This is a genomic window from Kribbella steppae, from assembly GCF_004342025.1.
GTDB classification, from domain to species: domain Bacteria; phylum Actinomycetota; class Actinomycetes; order Propionibacteriales; family Kribbellaceae; genus Kribbella; species Kribbella steppae.
Genome location: NZ_SLWN01000014.1, coordinates 98308 through 118101, shown reverse-complemented (window position 1 = coordinate 118101; position 19794 = coordinate 98308). Strand labels below are relative to the sequence as shown.

Here is a 19794-nt window from a genome sequence, read left to right as displayed (position 1 = left end):
TCGGAGGAGCTGCCTGTATGACTATTCCCGCCGACGGCATCGGAATGCACCTTTACACGATGCGGGACGTACTGGCCGAAGACTATCCAGGAACACTGAAGCGACTGGCCGGCATCGGGTACCGGACCGTCGGCGTGAGCGGGCGGTTCGGGCACTCCGCGGACAAGATCCGGTCCTTCGCGGACGAGGCCGGGCTGTCGATCGTGCTGGAGCACGTGAAGTACGACCGGATCGCCGACGACTGGGCCGGCGCGCTGGCCGACGTACAGACGCTGGGCGGGAAGTGGATCGTCGTACCGTCGATCCCTTCCGACCTGCACTCCGTGGAGGGCTTCCGGACGGCGGCGGCCGCGTTCACCGAGGCCGGCAAGGCGGCTCGGGATGCCGGGCTGAAGTTGCTCTTCCACAACCACGGGCGTGACTTCGACGAGGTCGACGGGACGGTGCTGTTCGACATCCTGCTGGACGTCGATCCCACGCTGCTCGGCTTCGAGTTTGATCTGTACTGGGTGGTGAACGGTGGCAAGGACCCGGTGGACTACTTCCGCGACCACCCCGGGCGGTTCCCCGCGCTGCACGTGAAGGACATGGCCGAGGACGGGTCGTGGGAGGACGTCGGCGCCGGCAAGCTCGACTTCGCCGGCATGTTCGCGTACGCCGAACAGGGTGGTGTCGAGCAGTGGCTGGTCGAGCACGACGCACCGCCGGACTCCTGGGCCTCGGCCGAGCGGAGCTACCGCGGATTGTCCGATCTCCGGTACTGAAACAAAAGCCTTAACCGGGTCAGCTTGGGTGACAACTGCTCACGTCGGGTGAGTTCGGCCTAAGCTCGACGCGTGCAGAACGAACCCACTGTTCGGCTGACGGCTGTGCGGCGCCTGTACGAGGTGAGCGCCCGGATGGGTGCAGGGCGGAGCTTGGCCGAAACCCTGCAGGCGGTCGTCGACGGTGTGGTGGACGGTCTCGGGTTCGGGATCGCCGTACTGAACCTGCGCCATCCGGACGGGAAGTTCGAGGTGATCGCGGTGGCCGGGTCGCCGGAGGCGCGGGAGGCCCTGCTCGGGACGGTCAGCTCGGCGGACATCTTCGACGCCGACTTCGCGATCGCCGACGAGTGGGGCCGACTGCGGTTCGTGCCACACGAGCGGCTGCCGGAGGGCGAGGTGATCGGCTGGGTGCCCGACGTACCGGTGTCCGACGACCCGGCCGCCTGGCACCCGCTGGATGCTCTGTTCGCGCCGCTGTACTCGTCGGACGGCGAGCTGGTCGGGATGCTGGCGGTCGACCTGCCGGAGGACCAGCGGCGCCCCGGGCCGATCCACCGGGAGTTGCTGGAGATCTTCGCGACCCAGGCCGGGCTGGCGATCGACAAGGCGCGGCTGACGGATCAGCTGCTGGCGGAGAAGGCGCGGCTCGAGGCGAGTGAAACCACGTTCCGGATGGTGTTCGAGGGCGCCGGGAACGGGATGGCCACGATCGCCTTCGACGGGCCGGAGGCGGGCCGGGTCCTACGGGTCAACGAAGCCTTCTGCCGGATCACCGGGTACGCCGCCGACCAGCTGATCGGCGCCCGGCTCCTGGACTTCCTGCGCGACGAGGAACCCGACCAGTCCCGGCAGGAGCTCGAGAAAGTTGCTGCTGGCAACGGGACGTACCGGTTCGAGCGGATCTTCTCCCAGCCCACCGGCAACGAGATCTGGCTCGGCGGTACGGCGGCCATCGTCGGCGCCGGTCAAGCACGAATCCTGCTGGTCCAGATCGACGACGTGACGGCGCGCAAGGACGCCGAACGCGAGCTCCGCCACCACGCGGCTCACGATCCGTTGACCGGCCTGCCGAACCGCCGGCTGCTCCAGCACCGTTTTGCTGCGGCCCTCGAGCGGACCCGCGCTTCCGGGCGCCGCGGCGCCTTGCTGTTCTGCGACCTGAACCACTTCAAGCTGGTCAACGACGGCTACGGACACGAGGCCGGCGACCATGCGCTCCGAGAGATCGCCGAGCGACTGGCGCGCGAGGTCCGCCACGGCGACACCGTCGCGCGCCTCGGTGGCGACGAGTTCGCCATCCTGGCCGAGGACATCGCCGACGACGACCTGGCCACCCTGATCGCCCGCCTCGAGACCGCCGTCAGCCGCCCGCTCCCCGACATCACCGTCCAGGTCACCACCAGCATCGGCACCGCGCCCATCACCCCCGAGACCACCGACCTGGACAGCCTCCTCCACACCGCCGACCAAGCCATGTACCTCACCAAACAACGCCGCACCTGATCCCGCGGCTCGCGCTGGAGCCGCGGGATCGCGCGCAGCTGAGCTCAGGCGGCGTCGAGGGTGGCTACCTGGTCCGGGGTGAGTTCGAGGTCCAGGGCGGCGTACGAGTCGCGGATGGTTTCCGGGCGGCTGGAGCCTGGGATGGGGATGACGTGCGGGGACTTGGCCAGCATCCAGGCCAGGGTCAGGCGCTGGGGGCTGACGCCCAGGTCGGCGGCGAGCTGGTGGAAGGCGGGGTGCTTCGCGCCGAGGTCGCCGGCGTTGGAGATGCCGCCGAGCGGGGACCAGGGCAGGAAGGCGATGCCGAGTTTGTCGCAGAACTCGAGTTCGGGTTCGCTCGAGCGGAAGGCCGGTGAGAACTGGTTCTGCACCGAGACGAGCCGGCCGCCGAGGATCTCGTTCGCCTGCTGGATCTGCGCCGGGTTCGCGTTCGAAACACCGGCCATCCGGATCTTGCCCGCGTCGAGCAGGTCGCGGATCGCGCCGATCGAGTCCTCGTACGGCGTCGTCGGGTCCGGCCGGTGGAACTGGTACAGCCCGATCGCCTCGACCCCGAGCCGCTTCAGCGACGCGTCGGCCGCCTCCTTCAGGTGCTCCGGCGAGCCGTCGAGCGTCCACCGCCCGTCACCCGGCCGCAGGTGTCCGCCCTTGGTCGCGACCAGGACGCCGGACGTGTCACCGCCGTACGACCCCAGCGCCTTGGCGATCAGGGACTCGTTGTGACCGACGTCCGTCGCGGTCAGGTGGTACGCGTCGGCCGTGTCGATCAGGGTGATCCCGGCGTCGAGTGCGGCGTGGATGGTCGCGATCGACCGCGCCTCGTCCGGCCGGCCCTCGATCGACATCGGCATCGCGCCGAGCCCGATCCCGCTGACCTCGACATCACCGATCCGACGCGTTGTGTTCGTCTGAGCTGCCATGTGCTCAAGCCTCGCGCGCCGAGACTCAGACTTCCAACAGGAATCTTCGCAGACACCCAGCACTCCGGTTGCTGAATCTTTGGCGACTTCCCGTCAACCACTGACATTAGGGACGAGACATACGTAAGAATGTGACGCAAGTCTGCTCTCCCTGCCGAAGGAGTCCGCCCGTGCCTCCACCCACATCACGCCGTACCTTCCTCCAACTCACCGGCCTGAGCGCTGCGAGCGTCGCGCTCGGCGTCTCCGCGCCGGCCGCCGCGGACGCGACGCCATCCCGCCCGATTCCGTCCGGAGCGTTTGCCCTTGGTGTCGCGTCCGGTGATCCACGCCCTGACGGGTTCGTCCTCTGGACCCGGCTGGCGCCGACGCCGTTGGCCGCTGACGGTCACGGCGGCATGCCTGCTGATCACGTGCCCGTGCAGTACGAGGTGGCCGAGGACAGCCAGTTCAAGCGCGTCGTACGGCGCGGGCTCGCGATCGCCACGCCTGAGTTGGCGCACGCCGTACACCCCGAGGTGAGTGGGCTGCGGCCTGAGCGCGAGTACTTCTACCGCTTCCGCGTCGGCAACGAACTCAGTCCGGTCGGCCGGACCAAGACCCTGCCGGTGCACGGCTCGCGGTTCAGCTTCGCCACCGCGTCCTGCCAGGCCTGGTACCACGGCTACTTCCCGGCGTACCGGGACATCGCCAGCCGCGCGCCGGACGCGGTGTTCTTCCTCGGTGACTACATCTACGAGTACGGGATCGTTGCTGGCGGTAACCTCTGGCGTGAGGGCGTGTCGGTCGGACCCGAGCACCAGGTGGAGATCGAGACGCTGGAGCAGTACCGGCTGCGGTACGCCCTGTTCAAGACCGACCCGGACCTGCAGGCCGCGCACGCGGCCGCGCCGTGGCTGAATGTCTGGGACGACCACGAGGTGCAGAACAACTACGGCGCGGCGAACTCTATCTACGGGATTCCACCAGAGCTGTTCGTCCACCGCCGCGCCGTCGCGTACCGGGCGTTCTACGAGAACCTCCCGATCGGGCTCGCCAGTCTGCCGCAGGGACCCGACACCCAGGTCTACCGCCGGTACGACGTCGGGTCGCTGGCCCGGCTCAACCTGCTCGACAACCGTCAATACCGCGACCCGGTGCCGAAGGACGAGGCCGACCAGCAGTCCGAGAAACGCACCATCCTGGGCGCCAAGCAGGAGCAGTGGCTGTACGACGGCCTGCGCAGCTCACCCGCGACCTGGAACGTCCTCGCCGGCGGCGTCGTACTCACTGCCATCACCGACGACCGGATCGAGCAGTGGGACGGCTACCCGGCGAACCGCCGCCGGCTGCTGGCGGCGATGCAGGAGGCCACCGGGCCGTCGGTGATGCTCACCGGCGACATCCACCGACACGTCGCCTCCGAGCTGAAGGCAGACTTCGCCGACCCGGCCTCGCCGACGATCGGGGTGGAACTGGTGTGCTCCTCGATCGGTTCCGACGGGGACGGCGCCGACACGGACAGCTATGCGAAGGACTGGCTCCAGCATCCGTACGTGAAGTTCTACAACGCCCGGCGCGGCTACGTGCATACGACGCTGACCCGGTCCGAACTGACCGCGGAGTTCGTCAACTTCCCGTACATCGAGGCCGACGCGAACGCCGAGCCACGGGTGGTTGCCGCCTTCCGCTCGCCGGTCAACTCCCCTCGTCTGGAGGCCCTGTGATGGACCGTCCTCCCGCCATCACTCAGCTCACCGGCAGCGGCCAGATCAGCAGCATCACGCTCGATTGGAAACCGGTGTCGTGGGCAACGGTCGTCGACCACTACGCGGTCTACGTGCTGAACTCCGGTTCGTTCGAGCTCGTCGGCAAGACTGTCTACCCGCACTTCGTCCATCGTGGTCTGGGTTTCACCGGTGTCCCCAGGACGTATCGGGTCGTCACGGTGGATGCCGCCGGCAACAGGTCGAGTCCGTCGGCAGCAGTCGCCGCGACCAACCTGACGTCGGTCACGGTGTCGGGCATCCCGGTCGCGCGGGTCGGCGAGTTCGACGGCAAGGGCTCGGAGCTTGCCCTGTCGCCGGGCGGTTACGCCAGCTACCCGACGCGGTTCCCGTCGGACGTCGACTTCACGTTCGGTACGTCGACGCCGTCGGCTGACTGGTCGTACCTGCTGCCTGGACCTGCGGACAAGTGGGCCGGGTCGAAGAATCACCGGGCGACGTTCCGGTTCGATCTGGCCGCCGTACCGGACAAGGATCTCGACCTGGCGTTGTGGCTGATCGACAGTCATGCCAGCCTCGCCGGCACGGCCGTTCTCACCGTCAACGGCACCGAGGTCGGCCGGCTGACCTTCGCCAACGGCGCCACCAAGGGGTCCACGATCGCCGACAGCACGTACCCCGGGTCGCCGCTCAAGCCGTCGTACCTCGAGAAGCCGTTGCCCCGGACCCTCTTCACACAGGGCCAGAACGTGATCGAGCTGTTCAAGGACAACGGTTCCTGGATCGCGTACGACGCCTTCGGCATCTACTCGCGCCGGTGACACGACCGCCCGGCTGGGCATCGCTCAGCCGGGCAGGTCACCCTGACCGAGATGCTGCGCGACTGGGACCGCGCATCGCCCGGTGTGATCGACGGACTGAATGCGCGGACACCGCTGTGCCGTACCGCTCAGCCGACGAGATCGCCCAGGCCGCCGCCTGGCTGCTCAGCGATCGGTCGTCGTACGTGACCGAGGCTGTACTGCGCGTGGACGGCGGCCTGGCCGCATGACTCAGGACGCGTGGACGTGCGGGTTGCGGTCCTCGACGACATACGACGCCCGGGTGGCGATCGGGGCGCCGGGAGTGGTGACGTAGGGGACGACGCGGTAGTCGGAGCGCCACTGCTTCTGATTCACGGTGACGCGGACGTAGCCGCGCTGGGAGTTGAAGAACTTGAGGTGCGGGTTGGCGGCCAGGAACTGCTGCCCCTGATCCGTCATGTCGGCACCGTCGCCGCCACTGGTGATCGACGTACCGACGAACTCCGTACCGACGGTCGCCGAGTCGAGGTTCTCGTAGTCGCGCTTGAGCTCGAGGGCGTAGTTCTGGTGCCGGTCGCCGGTGATGACGACCAGGTTGCGGACCCCGCTGTCCTGCGCGGCACCGAGCACCTGGTTGCGCTCGGCAACATATCCGTCCCACGGGTCCAGCCAGACCCGCGTCTCCGGGCCGGGGGTCCAGTCGGTCTGGCCCATCGGCGCCTGGTTGCCGAGGATCTGCCAGCGCGCGTTCGACCGCTTGAAACCGTCCAGCAGCCAGGCGCGCTGCTTGCCGCCGAGCATGGTGTTGTCCGGGTTGAACCGGTCGGTGCACGTCGACGAGTCACCGTCGCCGCAGGGCTGGTCGGAGCGGTACTGGCGCGTGTCCAGCATGGTGATGTCGGCCAGACGACCGTACGGGAGGCGCCGGTGCAGCCGCACCGCCGGACCGGACGGCATCTGGTCGTGCCGCAGCGGCATGTTCTCGTACATCGCCTGGAAGGCCATCGCCCGGCGTGCCCGGAACACCGCCGGGTCCTGGTCCGGCTCGGTGTCCTTCTGGGAGAGGTCACCGGCCCAATTGTTCTCCACCTCGTGGTCGTCGATGGTGTGGATCCACGGGAACCGGGCGTGCGCGGCCTGCAGCGGCGCCTCGGTCTTGTAGAGCGAGTACTGCAGCCGGTACCGGGCGAGGTCGAAGGTCTCGCCGTGGAAGCGCGGGTCCGTCTCGACACCGCGCCTGTTCGTCTTCACACCGGACTCGTACAGGTAGTCGCCGAGATGGACGACCAGGTCGAGATCCTCGGCCGCCAGGTGGTCGTAGGCGGTGTAGAACCCGTCCTGCCAGGCATTGCAGGACGCGAACGCGAACTTGAGCTCCCGCGGCGAGGCGAACGGGTGCGGCGTCGTCCGGGTCCGGCCGGTCGGCGACACCTCGCGGCCGGTGCGGAAGCGGTAGTAGTACACGTGATCCGGCAGCAGGCCGCGGACCTCGGGGTGGATCGAGTGGCCGAGCTCGGGGGTCGCCACGACGCTGGACCGACGTACAACGTGGCGGAAGTTCTCGTCCCGGGCGACCTCGTACTCGACCCGGATCGGCGTGGCGGGCATCCCGCCCTTGCCGTCGATGGCGTACGGGTCGGTGGCGAGCCGGGTCCAGAGCACGACACCGTCGTACTGCGGATCACCGGAGCCGACACCGAGGGAGAACGGGTTGCCGCTGCCGGCCGGAGCGGCGTACGTGGTCGAGGCGTCCCAGGCCCCGGTGCCGAGCAGTACGGCGGCAGAGCCCGCACCACTCAGGCCGAGGAAGCGACGGCGTGAAACGGACATGGAATTCCTCCTGTGACGGGCGGTGTCAGGGTGGGAAGGCGCTGACCGGGGCGGTGGGGCGGGGCAGCAGAGGCATGGCCAGTTTTCAGTTGACGGGTGTCTGGTAGCTTTCGCGAAGTTGCTCGGTAAGTTAACAGGAATGTTCGGTACCTGGGCCAGAGTGCAGGATGGTCCAATGCAGACTGACGAACGTGTACGGCGCGCGCGGCCGGACGACGTACCGGCGATCGTGGAACTGGTCTACGGCCTGGCGGAGTACGAACGAGCCCCCGACGAGTGCAAGCTCACCGCGGAACAGCTGGAGACCGCGCTCTTCGGCGAGTCCCCCAAGGCCTTCTGCCACGTCGCCGAACACGAGGGCGTGGTGGCCGGTTGCGCCATCTGGTTCCTCAGCTTCTCCACCTGGCGCGGCGTCCACGGCATCTACCTCGAAGACCTCTTCGTCCGCCCCGAAACCCGCGGCTCCGGCCTCGGCAAAGCCCTCCTGGTCGCCCTGGCCCAGGAATGCGTCCGCAAGAACTACGAACGCCTCGAATGGTCCGTCCTCGACTGGAACACCCCCGCCATCGACTTCTACAAGTCCCTAGGCGCCCAACCCCAAGACGAATGGACCGTCTACCGCCTCACCGACAACGCCCTCACCCACCTGGGTTCCTGAGCCCCGGCCCACGGAATAGCTCCGTGCGCCGGGGTGTTCCTGTCTTGTCCGTACCCCAGACAGGAGGTTTTCGCGGTGGAAGATATGCGGGCGTTGAGTTATGGGCTTGGGCAGCAGTACTTCGATGGGCGGGACTATCGGGGGGCGATCCGGGCGTTGCGGCCGGTCGTGGAGGAGACGCCGGACGACGTTGGGACCCGGTTGTTGTTGGCTCGGGCCTACTACCACGCGGCGTTGTTGAAGCCTGCTGAGGAGCACTTGCTCGAGGTGATCGAGCGGGAGCCGACCGAGTACTACGCGCATTTGATGCTGGCGCGGACGCTCGAGCGGCAGTCGCGCGCCGACGAGGCCGGCAAGCACCGCCGGATTGCGGCGGCGCTCACCGGTGACGAGGACTTGCTCAAGCCCCATCGCGCCTGAGTTGGCGTTGGGCGGCGTACAGGTCGGGAATGGCCGGGCGCTGGCCCAGTAGGAAGGTGCCGTTCTCGAGGTCGCCTTGGAAGTCTCGGGGGAGGCCGCTGGCGTCCCAGGTCAGGCCTTGGAGGCCGACGGTGATGCTGCGGGGAGCGACGTCGGCGAGGTGGATCGCGTACGGGCTGCCGGAGGTGATCCGGATGTTCCAGTGCGCGATCCGGGCGCCGAAGAGTGGACCTGAGGCAGCCGAGCCGCCGACGCGACCGTTGTTGACCAGGGTGATGTCCGTTCGGGCGTTCTCGAACGGCATCGCCCGGTGAGTGTCGAACGTCCCCTCTGCCATCTGCCCGCGCCGCCAGACGTTGCCGGCCGACAACCCCTCCAGGTTGAGCCCGTGGTGCAGCGCGCCCGTCGGCAGCGGCACGGAGAACGGCTCGATCTCGAACCCGTCGACCAGGTTGTCGTGGGACTGCATCCGGCACGCGAAGCTGTGGTGCGCGGACCGCCCGCCGACGACCACATTCGCCAACGTCACCGCCTTGGTCGTGGTGAACCCGAACCCGAGATCGCAGTTTTCCACCCGTACGTCGTCCGCCCAGCAGTCGTGAACCGCCTGGAAACACAGGCCGTTCGAGCCTGGGTGCTTGTTGTGCGCGGTCATCGGACGCAACTCGTTCCGGATCGTCAGCGACTCCACACCGACGTCATGCACGGTCGGCCCGATCTCCCGCAGCCGCGACGGCCAACTCGGCCGGAGGTCGTACCGCAGCGGCTGCGCCAACCGGACCAGCCGGTCCCCGAGCACCTCCGCGATCCGCACCGGCCACTGCAATTTCGCGTACTGCACGTACTGCCCACCCGATCCGGTCGTGAGCTGCGGCGCCTTCACCGGCCAGTCGTACTCCCGCGTCCCGGGCACGTCCCCGGCCAGATGCCGCAGTACGCCGGCATCCGCCGGATTGTCGGTCTCCAGTACGACGATGTCGCCGGCCGCGAGGTGCTCGGTCGACGACACGACCAGCGTCTGCTGACCACGAGACGCAGACCCGACATCGGCCAGCGTCTCACCGAGCAGCCAGCCTTCGGTCGAGGCGAAGTCCTCGGCCTCGGAGCGGGCCTTCCGTTCGGGTGCGATCACCCAGATCTGCCCACCGGTCCAGGACCAGCGGCTGTTGCCGGTCGACTGCAGGTTCGGCCGGTAGCTCTCCTCGATCGGCCGGGTGAAGTGCAGGATCGTGCGCTCCCGGCCGGAGCCTTTCAGGACGACGCCGGACCAGTGGATCCACACCGGCGAGTCGAGCCGATAGACACCGGGCGGTACGACGACAGTGCCGCCGCCGCGTGTTCCGGCGTACTCAACTGCCCTGTTGAAGGCGGCAGCAGAGTCGTCGGAGCTGCCTGGACGGGCGCCGAAGTCGGTGACACGCGCGACGACACCTGGGCGACGTGGCCTCGAGCCGCCGCGATAACCGGCGTACGAGATGTCCGGAATCAGTGGATGGGGGCCGACTCTTCGAGGAGACGGGTCGAGAGATCGCGGGGTCCGACGGCAGTGGCGGGCGCGGTGATGAAGGTGGTCGCGGGGACGGCGGCGGCGCTGCCGAGTAGGACGCGACGGGTCAGGCGGTGCGACATGAACGCTCCTCGGGGCGGTGAGGTTTCGCGTGGTGGGAACAGGTTTCACCACATGGACCCGACCTGACAAGAGCGGGGAATGCCCGGACCATGGATTGGCGTTATGCGGGGCAAAGGTAGTTTAATAGTTAACTACCAAGTCTGAGGAGGACAGGATGCAGTTCGGTGTGTTCAGCGTCGGTGACGTGACCGAGGACCCGACCACCGGCCGGACCGTGAGCGAAGGCGAGCGGATCAAGGCGATGGTGACGATCGCGCTGAAGGCCGAAGAGGTGGGCTTGGACGTGTTCGCCCAGGGTGAGCACCACAACCCGCCGTTCGTCCCGTCCTCCCCGACCACGCAGCTCGGGTTCATCGCGGCGAAGACGTCGAAGCTGATCCTGTCGACCGCGACCACCCTGATCACCACCAATGACCCGGTGAAGATCGCCGAGGACTACGCGATGCTGCAGCACCTCGCCGACGGCCGGGTCGACCTGATGATGGGTCGCGGCAACACCGGCCCGGTGTACCCGTGGTTCGGCCAGGACATCCGCAACGGCATCGCCCTCGCGGTCGAGAATTACGCCCTGCTGCGCCGGCTCTGGCGCGAGGACGTGGTCGACTGGGAAGGCAAGTTCCGTACGCCGTTGCAGGGCTTCACCGCGACGCCTCGACCACTGGACGGCGTACCGCCGTTCGTCTGGCACGGGTCGATCCGGTCGCCCGAGATCGCCGAGCAGGCGGCGTACTACGGTGACGGCTTCTTCCACAACAACATCTTCTGGCCGGTCACGCACACCAAGCGGATGATCGAGCTCTACCGCAGCCGCTTCGAGCACTACGGGCACGGCGCCGCGGACCAGGCGATCGTCGGACTCGGCGGTCAGGTCTTCATGCGGAAGAACTCGCAGGACGCGGTGCGGGAGTTCCGGCCGTACTTCGACAACGCGCCGGTCTACGGGCACGGTCCGTCGCTGGAGGACTTCAGCCGGGAGACGCCGTTGACGGTCGGGAGCCCGCAGCAGGTGATCGAGCGGACGCTGACGTTCCGGGAGCACTTCGGTGACTACCAGCGGCAGCTGTTCCTGATGGACCACGCCGGACTGCCGTTGAAGACCGTGCTGGAGCAGCTGGACATCCTCGGGTCCGAGGTCGTTCCGGTGCTGCGCAAGGAGTTCGCCGCCAAGAAGCCGGCGCATGTGCCGGACGCACCGAATCACGCTTCACTGAAGGCTGCGGCCGAGCGGGCCCGCGACCTGGAGACGATCGAGGAGCCGACAGCATGACCGAGCGTATGATCGCCGTGGTGACGGCCGGGCTGACGACACCTTCGTCGTCCCGGCTACTCGCCGACCAACTGGCGGCCGCGGTTCGGGACGAGTTGTCCGGTCGCGGGATCGCGTCGCGGGTCGAGACCATCGAGGTGCGCGACTACGCGCACGACCTGACGAACAACCTGCTCACCGGCTTCCCGTCCGAGGAGCTGAGCAAGGTGCTCGACACGGTCACCCAGGCGGATGCGGTGATCGCGGTGACCCCGACGTTCAGCGCGTCGTACAGCGGGCTGTTCAAGATGTTCTTCGACGTACTCGACGACAAGGCACTGGCCGGCAAGCCGATCCTGCTCGGCGCGACCGGCGGCACTGAGCGCCACTCGCTGGTGCTCGATTTCGCCCTTCGCCCCCTGTTCGCCTACTTGAAGGCGCTCCCCGTCGCCACCGGCGTGTACGCCGCCTCGACCGACTGGGGCACCGGCGCGACCAAGCTCCGGACCCGGATCGCACAGGCCGCGACGGAACTGGTGGCGAGCCTCCACCACGAAACCCCCACGCAGGCCGACCCGTACGAGAACCCCACCCCGTTCGAGGATCTGCTCAACGGCTAGCGCTCGTCGATCAGCAACGAGATGCCGTCGAGGATCCGGGTCAGGCCGAAGGAGAGGGCATGGGCTGGGTCGATGACGGACTGGAAGTGTTCGCCGACTGAGGTGCCTACGCGGCCGGCCACCGGGAAGCGGTCGGCCGCACCGGCCATGACGTGGGTCAGGGTCGGGGATATCTCTCGCCACCATTCCTGATCGGACAGGCCGGTGTCGCGTTGGGTGCGGAGTTGTTCGGCGCCGGCGCGGGCCGTGCCGTGGACGTGGGTGAGGACGAGCGTCAGGGCCGAGTCCATCTCGACGTCGGTCAGGCCGAGGCCGTCCAGCGGACGGAGCTCGGCCTCGTACTTCAGCGTGATGTTGGGGCCCAGTGCGTTCCGCATCGTCGGGACCTCGTGGATCCACGCGTGCTTGGTGAGCACGTCCCAGTTGCGCTGGGCGATGAACTCCAGCGCGCCCCGCCAGCCGCCTGGCTGCCGGGCCGGCTCGTCGACGTCGGCGTACAGGTCGCCGTACACGGTGTCGAACATCAGGTCGGTCAGCTCGCCCTTGCCCGGGACGTGCGTGTAGAGCGACATCGTGCCGACCTTCAGCTGCTCGGCCACCATCCGCATCGAGACCGCCTCGAGCCCGTTCGCGTCGGCCAGCTCGATCGCGGTGTCGACGATCGACCGCACCGTCAGGCCGGATCGGCCTGCCTTCGTGTGACTGCCCCACAGCAGCGCCAGACTGCGCGCCGGATCGGGCGCTGCCGCCTTCTTCGGACTCAAGGGAACAAACTCCAACCGCTCGTCGTTGACCCGATCGTACCTGAGTCGTACAGTGTACGGTACACTCTACGGTTCAACCCGGCGAGAGGTGGGAAGTGACTACGGAACGTGTGATCGAGGCCGTCGGCGTACGGAAGAACTACAAAGGCGGCACCGACGGGGCAGGTCTGAACGGTTTCGACCTGGAGGTCACCGCCGGCACCGTGACGGGGCTCCTCGGCCCCAACGGCGCCGGCAAGACGACAGCGGTGCGGATCCTGTCCACACTGCTCGAACTGGATTCCGGTACGGCGACGATCGCGGGGTACGACGTACGCCGCCAAGGCGCGGAGGTACGTCGCCGGATCGGACTCGTCGGCCAGTACTCGGCGGTCGACGAAGTGCTGACCGGCAAGCAGAACCTGGTGATGTTCGGCCGGCTGAACCACCTGGGCCATGCGACCGCGGTACGACGGGCGGACGAACTGCTCGAGCGGTTCAGCCTGACCGAGGCGGCCGGCCAGGCGGTGACGAAGTACTCCGGCGGGATGCGGCGGCGGCTCGACCTGGCCGCGAGCCTGATCGTGGCGCCGGCGGTGCTGTTCGTGGACGAGCCGACCACCGGGCTGGACCCGGCCGGGCGGCTCGAGGTGTGGTCCGCCATTCGGCAACTGGTCGACGGCGGGACGACGGTGTTGCTGACTACGCAGTACCTGGAGGAGGCGGATCAACTGGCGAACCGGATCTCGATGCTCAAGGAAGGGGTTGTCGTTGCCGAGGGCACTCCGGACGAACTGAAGACCCGGCTCGGGTCGGACTGGCTGGACCTGGTGCTGGCGGATCCGGCGGAGGTGGCACGCGTGGTCGAGTTGGCGGAACCTCTGGCGGACGGCGAGATCCGGGTCAACGACGTACGGATCAGTGTGCCGGTCAAGGACCGCACCCGGGCGCTGGTGTCGATCGCGAATTCATTGCACGAGGCAAGAATCGAACCGGAGGACATCACGTTGCGCAGACCGACCCTCGACGAGGTCTTCCTCCACCTGACCGGCCCGGGGGTGGCAGCATGACAGCCTTTGGTTGGGCTTTGGCGGACAGTTGGACGATCGCGCGGCGGACGTTGGTGCACTGGCGGATGCAGCCGGGGCTGATCATCTTCAACTGGTTCTTCCCGGTGCTGATGCTGCTGATGTTCGGCGCGCTGCTCGGCGGCGCGATGGACTTCCCGGACGGTCAGTCGTACTACGAGCTCCTGGTGCCGGGCATCTTCGCGCTGGCGATGCTGTTCGGCCTGGAAGGCACGATGACGGCGGTCACCCAGGACAAGGACAAGGGAGTGACGGACCGGTTCCGGTCGCTGCCGATGAGCTCGGCGGCCGTCGTCCTCGGGCGGTGCATCGCGGACATGCTCGACTCGGCGGTGACGCTGATCGTACTGATCGCGGCCGGGCTCGCGCTCGGCTGGCGGTTCCACGAAGGGTTGCCGTCGGCGCTGGCGGCGTTCGGATTGCTGCTGTTGCTGCGGTTCGCGTTGCTGTGGGTGGGGATCTTCATCGGGCTGACGGTGAAGAACGCGCAGAGCGTGACGATGGTGCAGGTGCTGGTCTGGCCGATCGGCTTCCTGTCCAGCGCCTTCGTCGCCACCTCCACGATGCCGGAGTGGCTCGGAACCATTGCTCAGTGGAATCCACTGTCCGCCACCGCAACCGCATCCCGGGCGCTCTTCGGTAACCCCGACCCGTCCTCGACAGCCAGCTGGATCGGTACTCACGCCGAGGCAGCGGCAGTCATCGGACCGTTGGTGCTGATCGCGGTCTTCCTGCCGCTGTCGGCCCACCGTTTCCGCACTCTGTCGCAGTAGGGCACACCGGGCTCTGGCGGCGGCCCGTCCGCCGCCAGAGCCCGTTGCTTATGGCATCAGTTGGCCGCCGTTGACCTCGATGATCTGGCCGGTGACGTAGGAGCTCATCCGCTCCGAGGCCAGGAACAGGATGGTGCCGACACACTCGTGCGGCGTACCGGTGCGGCCCATCGGGATGGTCGCGATCATCCCGTTCAGCTGCTCCTCGGCGGTGTGCCGATCGTGGAACGGGGTCTTGATCACGCCCGGCGAGATCGCGTTGACGCGGATGCCGTCCGGCGCGAGTTCCTTGGCCAGACCGCGGGTGAAGGTGCTGACCGCGCCCTTGCTGGTCGCGTACACGACCGACCCGCCACCCCCGCCGTGCCGGCCGGCGATCGAGGTGACGTTGATGATGCTGCCGCCGCCCTGCCCGCGGAACACCGGCACGATCCGGCGGGAGAGCGCGAACACCGAGGTCAGGTTCACGTCGAGGATCCGGTGGAACTCCTCGTCCGGTACGTCGGTCACCGGCGAGCGGTTGACCAGGTCACCGGCGTTGTTCACCAGTACGTCGATCCGCCCGTGCTTCGCCAGCACGTCGTCGATCAGCATGCCCGCCGAGGCTGGGTCGGCCAGGTCGGCCTGGTGCACGGACGCCGTACCGCCCGCCGTCTGGACCGCTCCCAGCGTGTGCTTCGCGCCGTCGGAGTTGCGGTGGTAGTGCAGCGCGACCGTCGCCCCGGTCTCCGCGAACCCGACCGCCGCCGCGGCACCGATCCCGCTGCTGGCGCCGGTCACCACGACGACCTGATCCCTGAAATCCAGATATGCCATGCGCCTATCCTGCCCGCCTCGCGATCGGGACGCCCGTCCGCGGGTGTACGCGCCGGGAGAGGGTTTGCCCGGGAGGTGTCGGCGGTAGATTCGATGGATGGGATATGGCCTGGGGCAGCTGGAACTTCGGCGGTGGCGGACAGCTGATGCGCTGCGGTTGTCGGCGGCGCACCAGGATCCCGAGATGGTGTACCAGGGCGGGATCGTGGACACGGCCTCTGCGGTCGACTGGATCGGCCGGGTCGCCGACCTGGACAACGGGCACGTGTACGCCGTCGCAGACGCCGACGACCACCCGATCGGCTGCGTCGCGGTGACGAACATCGACCGGCACCAGGTGGGCTGGACCTGGTACTGGACACTCGCCGAGGTCCGCGGCCAGGGCATCGCCCGGGACGCTCTTCGCGCGCTGGCCAACTGGGCCCACCAGGACGCCGGTCTCTACCGGCTCGAGCTCGGTCACCGGATGAACAACCCGGCCTCGTGCGGGGTGGCCGGCAGCGCCGGTTTCCTCTACGAGGGCCTCGAGCGTCAGCGGCTCGCGTACGACGGCACGCGGTACGACGTCGAGCGGCACGCCCGCCTGGCCACCGACCCGCTCAGCCCACCGCAGCGGCCTGTGACCATCAGCCTTTAGGGGCGTACGAGCGCCACCGCTCGGTCAGCGTGTAGCCGAGGGCCTCGTTGGCGCCGATGCTGGCCGAGTTCATCGCGGCGCCGCCGGTGCTGAACCTGGTGATCCCCGGCCCAGGATTCGCCGACGATCTCGTAGCCGGCTGCCTCGAGTTCGGCACAGCGCGGGTCGTCGGCGCGGACGATCTCGTAGTCGGGCACCCATCCACTGTCGTGGTTCAGAGGGTCAGCTTCGGGTGCCGGTTGACGTCCTTGTAGAGCAGGTAGCGGAACCGGCCCGGTCCCCCGGCGTAGCAGGCTTGCGGGCAGAACGCCCGCAACCACATGAAGTCGCCCTCCTGGACCTCGACCCAGTCCTTGTTCAGCAGGTAGACCGCCTTGCCCTCGAGCACGTACAGACCGTGTTCCATCACGTGGGTCTCGGGAAACGGGATCACGCCGCCGGGCTCGAAGCTGACGATGTTGACGTGCATGTCGTGGCGTACGTCGTCCGGGTCGACGAACCGCTGCGTCTTCCACCGGCCCTCGGTGTCGGGCATCTCCACCCCCTCGACGTCGACCTCGTTCGTGACGAACGCTTCGGGTACGTCGATCCCCTCGACCCGCTCGTAGGCCTTCCGGACCAGGTGGAACCGGGCGACCTGCTCGCTGGTGTTGTGCAGCGTCCAGTCGGCCGACGGCGGCAGGAACGCGTACCCGCCCGGCCCGAGGTCGTGCTTCTCACCGCTGATGGTCAGCGTCACGTTGCCTTCGACAACGAACACGACCACCTCGGCGCTCGGGTCGGTCTCCGGCTTGTCGCTGCCGCCGCCCGGCGCGACCTCGACGATGTACTGCGAGAACGTCTCCGCGAACCCGGACAGCGGCCGGGCGATCACCCACAGCCGGGTGTCGTCCCAGAACGGCAGCCTGCTGGTGACGATGTCGCGCATGGTTCCGCGCGGCAGGACGGCGTACGCCTCGGTGAAGACGGCGCGGTCGGTGGTCAGGTCGGTCTGCGCGGGCAGCCCGCCACTCGGAGAGTAGTACCGCGGCGCTGTCATCCTTGTCCTCCTCGGGTCAGCAGGCGGCCCCGAGGGCCCGCCTCGATGTCGACGGGTTCGCCACGCAGCCAGGTGCTGCGGACGACGCCGTCGAGCGGCCGTCCGTCGTACGGGGTGATGGCGTTCTTGTGGTGCAGGGTGTTGACGTCCACCACGAACGTCTCGTCCGGTGCAAAGACGCCGAAGTCCGCGTCGTACCCGACCTCGATGCTGCCCTTGTGCTGCAGACCCGTCTGCGCCGCCGGTGCTTGGCACATCCAGCGGGCGACGTCGGTCAGGGTGAAGCCGCGGCGGCGTGCTTCGGTCCACACCGCAGGCAGGCCGAGCTGGAGTGAGGCGATACCGCCCCAGGCCTCGCCGAAGTCGCCGGTGTCCAGGCGTTTGAGGTCGACGGTCGAGGGCGAGTGGTCGGAGACGACCAGGTCGATGGTTCGGTCCCGCAGGCCGTTCCACAGCTGGTCACGATTGGCTGCCTCGCGGATGGGCGGGCAGCACTTGTACTGCGTCGCGCCGTCCGGGATCTCCTCGGCGCTGAACGTGAGGTAGTGCGGGCAGGTCTCCGCAGTGATCCGGACTCCGTCGCGGCGGGCTTTCGCGAGGAGCGGCAGTACGTCGGAACTGGACACGTGCAGGATGTGGACGCGGCAACCGGTCCGGCGGGCGGCCTCGATGACGTCGGCAACGGCCTTGTTCTCCGCCTCGCGGGGGCGGGACTGCAGGAAGTCTCGGTAGCTCGCGCCGTGTGCTGCCGGAGCGCCGTCGATTCCGTGCGCATCCTCGGCGTGCACGATCAGCAGCCCGGCGAAGGAGGCGATCTCGCGCATGACTGGCTCGAGTTCGGTCGGATCCAGTGGCGGGAACTCGTCGACGCCCGAGTGCAGCAGGAAGCACTTGAAGCCGAAGACGCCGGCGTCGTGCAGCGGGCGGAGCTGGTCCAGGTTTGCGGGGATCGCCCCACCCCAGAAGCCGGTGTCGACGTAGGCCTGGCTCGCGGCAGTTTTCCGCTTGAGCTCGAGGGCCGGTACGTCGCAGGTCGGCGGGATGCTGTTGAGCGGCATGTCGATGATCGCGGTGACGCCACCGGCCGACGCCGCCCGGGTCGCGCTGGTGAAGCCTTCCCACTCGGTCCGACCGGGATCGTTCACGTGAACGTGGGAGTCGACGAGGCCGGGCATCAGCACTTCGTCGTCGTTCAACGTCAGCTCGTCGGTGCTGTCGAGATCGGCGTCGTACGGCGCGACGGCGGCGATCCGGCCGTCTCGCACCCCGACCGCGCGAGCCACCTCACCCGCGGTGCTCACCACGCGGCGAGATCGGATGACGAGGTCTAGCGCGGTCATACGACGCCCCTCTCGGTTGGTGTCATCGTAGATCTCGCCAGGTGATCGACCGCGATCCGTTCACCGAGTCGCCGCAGCAGCGGGATCGGCTCGGCGATGCACCGCCGTACGTCGGGCTCCAGGTCGGTCAGGGCGTAGGCCGCGGTGATCCCGGCCTCGCGGAGGCGGTCGTGGTCGAGCCGGTTGGTCCCGCAGACCGCGACCACCGGGATGCCGACGGCTCCGGCCGCGGCCGCCACACCGGCGGCCGCCTTCCCGTGCAGCGTCTGCTCGTCGAGCGCACCCTCGCCGGTGACGACGAGGTCCGCGCCGATCAGCTGGTGATGGAAGCCGACCAGGTCCAGCATGAGCTCGATGCCAGGCCCCAGCTCCGCGCCGAGCAACGCCAGCGCCGCAAACCCCACCCCGCCAGCAGCTCCGGCGCCGGGCGCGTCGTGGAGATCGGCGCCCACCGCTCGGGCTCCGGATCCAGCTCCGGTCCCGGCTTCGGCTTGACGCGCCGCTCCACGAGCGCCGCCGACGAGGTCGGCCCAGTGGGCCAGTGCGCTGTCCAACTGTCCGACCTGCGCGGGGTTGGCGCCTTTCTGCGGTCCGTACGTGGCTGCCGCGCCGGACGGGCCGGTCAGCGGGTTGTCCACGTCGCAGGCGACGACTATCTCGACGCCTGCCAGGCGCTCGGTGAGTGCGGTTAGGTCGACGGACGCCAACGCGCTCAAGGCCGCGCCACCCTCCGCGAGGTCCGCGCCGTTGGCGTCGTACAGCTTGGCGCCCAGTGCGCGGACCAGGCCGGCTCCGCCGTCGGTGCAGGCGCTGCCGCCGATGCCGAGGATGATTCGGGTGCAGCCGCTGGTGATCGCGGCGGCGATCAGCTCACCGGTGCCGCGTGAGGTTGCGGTCAGCGGAGCCTGTCGGCCGCCGGGGAGACGCACCAGGCCGGAGACGTCAGCGAGCTCCACGACGGCGACGTCGTCACGCCGGGCGTAGCCGGTGCGGACAGATTCTCCGGTGGGGCCGGACGCCGTCACCGGGATCAGATCGAAGCCGGCGGCGGCGGCGGCGGCGAGGGTGCCGTCGCCGCCGTCAGCCACTGGTACGGCGTCCACAGTCGCGTCGGGGTTGACCCGGCGTACGCCCTCGCGCACCGCCACCGCGACCTGGTTGCTGGTCAGGCTGCCCTTGAACTTGTCAGAGGCAACAACCACCCGAAACCCCGCCCCTCGCTCCGCTCGGGGCGGGGGAACAAACGAAGCCTGCA

At 68.4% G+C, this 19794-nt stretch carries 22 protein-coding genes; 12 read left to right on the top strand and 10 right to left on the bottom strand.

The window, feature by feature from the left end; translation table 11 throughout:
• Positions 1–17: 17 nt before the first annotated feature.
• Both EV652_RS34075 and EV652_RS34070 read left to right on the top strand, forming a co-directional pair.
• On the top strand, positions 18–764 hold the full coding sequence (locus EV652_RS34075; protein ID WP_132213410.1) for a sugar phosphate isomerase/epimerase family protein: 747 nt from the start codon (positions 18–20) through the stop codon (positions 762–764).
• 72 nt (positions 765–836) lie between these two features.
• Positions 837–2270, top strand: a complete 1434-nt coding sequence (locus tag EV652_RS34070; protein WP_242002167.1) for a diguanylate cyclase domain-containing protein — start codon at positions 837–839, stop codon at positions 2268–2270.
• Between the two features lie 44 nt (positions 2271–2314).
• Here EV652_RS34070 and EV652_RS34065 read toward each other — a convergent pair whose 3' ends face one another.
• Positions 2315–3190 carry an aldo/keto reductase gene (locus EV652_RS34065; RefSeq protein WP_132213409.1) on the bottom strand — a complete coding sequence of 292 codons (876 nt, stop codon included), beginning with the start codon at positions 3188–3190 and terminating at the stop codon, positions 2315–2317.
• Between the two features lie 170 nt (positions 3191–3360).
• Here EV652_RS34065 and EV652_RS34060 point away from each other — a divergent pair, with 170 nt between their 5' ends.
• The 3 genes from EV652_RS34060 to EV652_RS44850 all read left to right on the top strand — a co-directional run bounded on the left by EV652_RS34060 (position 3361) and on the right by EV652_RS44850 (position 5947).
• A complete protein-coding gene (locus EV652_RS34060) occupies positions 3361–4896 on the top strand; it encodes an alkaline phosphatase D family protein (protein ID WP_132213408.1) in 1536 nt (511 codons plus the stop codon).
• Positions 4896–5717: a polysaccharide lyase family protein gene (locus tag EV652_RS34055; protein WP_132213407.1), complete on the top strand. Its 822-nt coding sequence runs from the start codon at positions 4896–4898 to the stop codon at positions 5715–5717. Before EV652_RS34060 ends, EV652_RS34055 begins: the two co-directional genes overlap by 1 nt.
• A 116-nt stretch (positions 5718–5833) precedes the next feature.
• Positions 5834–5947 (top strand): SDR family oxidoreductase, encoded by a 114-nt coding sequence (locus tag EV652_RS44850; RefSeq protein ID WP_199238559.1) that lies wholly within the window; start codon positions 5834–5836, stop codon positions 5945–5947.
• A gap of 1 nt (position 5948) precedes the next feature.
• Here the strand turns inward: EV652_RS44850 and EV652_RS34045 are convergent, their stop codons facing one another.
• Positions 5949–7529, bottom strand: coding sequence for an alkaline phosphatase D family protein (locus EV652_RS34045; RefSeq protein WP_132213406.1), 1581 nt, complete (start codon positions 7527–7529; stop codon positions 5949–5951).
• Positions 7530–7704: 175 nt separating this feature from the next.
• Here EV652_RS34045 and EV652_RS34040 point away from each other — a divergent pair, with 175 nt between their 5' ends.
• On the top strand, positions 7705–8187 hold the full coding sequence (locus EV652_RS34040) for a GNAT family N-acetyltransferase (protein ID WP_132213405.1): 483 nt from the start codon (positions 7705–7707) through the stop codon (positions 8185–8187).
• Between the two features lie 84 nt (positions 8188–8271).
• Positions 8272–8607 (top strand): tetratricopeptide repeat protein, encoded by a 336-nt coding sequence (locus tag EV652_RS34035; protein WP_132213525.1) that lies wholly within the window; start codon positions 8272–8274, stop codon positions 8605–8607.
• Here the strand turns inward: EV652_RS34035 and EV652_RS34030 are convergent.
• Both EV652_RS34030 and EV652_RS45525 read right to left on the bottom strand, forming a co-directional pair.
• Positions 8588–10084, bottom strand: coding sequence for a glycosyl hydrolase family 28-related protein (locus EV652_RS34030; protein WP_242002175.1), 1497 nt, complete (start codon positions 10082–10084; stop codon positions 8588–8590). The two genes, EV652_RS34035 and EV652_RS34030, sit on opposite strands and share 20 nt — an antisense overlap.
• 8 nt (positions 10085–10092) lie before the next feature.
• A complete protein-coding gene (locus EV652_RS45525) occupies positions 10093–10236 on the bottom strand; it encodes a hypothetical protein (protein ID WP_242002180.1) in 144 nt (47 codons plus the stop codon).
• Between the two features lie 155 nt (positions 10237–10391).
• Between EV652_RS45525 and EV652_RS34025 the strand changes: the two genes are divergently transcribed.
• Both EV652_RS34025 and EV652_RS34020 read left to right on the top strand, forming a co-directional pair.
• Positions 10392–11504, top strand: a complete 1113-nt coding sequence (locus EV652_RS34025) for an LLM class flavin-dependent oxidoreductase (protein ID WP_132213403.1) — start codon at positions 10392–10394, stop codon at positions 11502–11504.
• Positions 11501–12103, top strand: a complete 603-nt coding sequence (locus EV652_RS34020; RefSeq protein ID WP_132213402.1) for an FMN reductase — start codon at positions 11501–11503, stop codon at positions 12101–12103. The genes EV652_RS34025 and EV652_RS34020 overlap by 4 nt, the downstream gene beginning before the upstream one ends.
• Here the strand turns inward: EV652_RS34020 and EV652_RS34015 are convergent.
• Positions 12100–12867, bottom strand: coding sequence for a TetR/AcrR family transcriptional regulator (locus EV652_RS34015; RefSeq protein ID WP_132213401.1), 768 nt, complete (start codon positions 12865–12867; stop codon positions 12100–12102). The genes EV652_RS34020 and EV652_RS34015 overlap by 4 nt on opposite strands.
• 95 nt (positions 12868–12962) lie before the next feature.
• Between EV652_RS34015 and EV652_RS34010 the strand changes: the two genes are divergently transcribed.
• Positions 12963–13916, top strand: a complete 954-nt coding sequence (locus EV652_RS34010; RefSeq protein WP_199238558.1) for an ATP-binding cassette domain-containing protein — start codon at positions 12963–12965, stop codon at positions 13914–13916.
• A complete protein-coding gene (locus tag EV652_RS34005; protein WP_132213400.1) occupies positions 13913–14707 on the top strand; it encodes an ABC transporter permease in 795 nt (264 codons plus the stop codon). The genes EV652_RS34010 and EV652_RS34005 overlap by 4 nt, the downstream gene beginning before the upstream one ends.
• A gap of 48 nt (positions 14708–14755) precedes the next feature.
• Here EV652_RS34005 and EV652_RS34000 read toward each other — a convergent pair whose 3' ends face one another.
• Positions 14756–15523 (bottom strand): SDR family NAD(P)-dependent oxidoreductase, encoded by a 768-nt coding sequence (locus EV652_RS34000; protein ID WP_132213399.1) that lies wholly within the window; start codon positions 15521–15523, stop codon positions 14756–14758.
• Positions 15524–15620: 97 nt separating this feature from the next.
• Between EV652_RS34000 and EV652_RS33995 the strand changes: the two genes are divergently transcribed.
• Positions 15621–16160: a GNAT family N-acetyltransferase gene (locus tag EV652_RS33995; RefSeq protein WP_132213398.1), complete on the top strand. Its 540-nt coding sequence runs from the start codon at positions 15621–15623 to the stop codon at positions 16158–16160.
• On the opposite strand, the gene EV652_RS33990 is transcribed toward EV652_RS33995, so the two are convergent.
• From EV652_RS33990 to EV652_RS33975, 4 genes are read right to left on the bottom strand one after another with little or no spacing between them, the layout of a single operon-like run.
• Positions 16157–16357, bottom strand: a complete 201-nt coding sequence (locus tag EV652_RS33990; protein WP_132213397.1) for a hypothetical protein — start codon at positions 16355–16357, stop codon at positions 16157–16159. The genes EV652_RS33995 and EV652_RS33990 overlap by 4 nt on opposite strands.
• A 17-nt stretch (positions 16358–16374) precedes the next feature.
• The gene (locus tag EV652_RS33985; RefSeq protein WP_132213396.1) at positions 16375–17199 is read right to left on the bottom strand and encodes a bifunctional allantoicase/(S)-ureidoglycine aminohydrolase; all 825 of its coding nucleotides are present in this window, start codon (positions 17197–17199) and stop codon (positions 16375–16377) included.
• A complete protein-coding gene (gene allB / locus EV652_RS33980) occupies positions 17196–18539 on the bottom strand; it encodes an allantoinase AllB (protein WP_132213395.1) in 1344 nt (447 codons plus the stop codon). Before allB ends, EV652_RS33985 begins: the two co-directional genes overlap by 4 nt.
• A complete protein-coding gene (locus EV652_RS33975) occupies positions 18536–19741 on the bottom strand; it encodes a glycerate kinase (RefSeq protein ID WP_242002166.1) in 1206 nt (401 codons plus the stop codon). Before EV652_RS33975 ends, allB begins: the two co-directional genes overlap by 4 nt.
• Positions 19742–19794 lie beyond the last annotated feature (53 nt).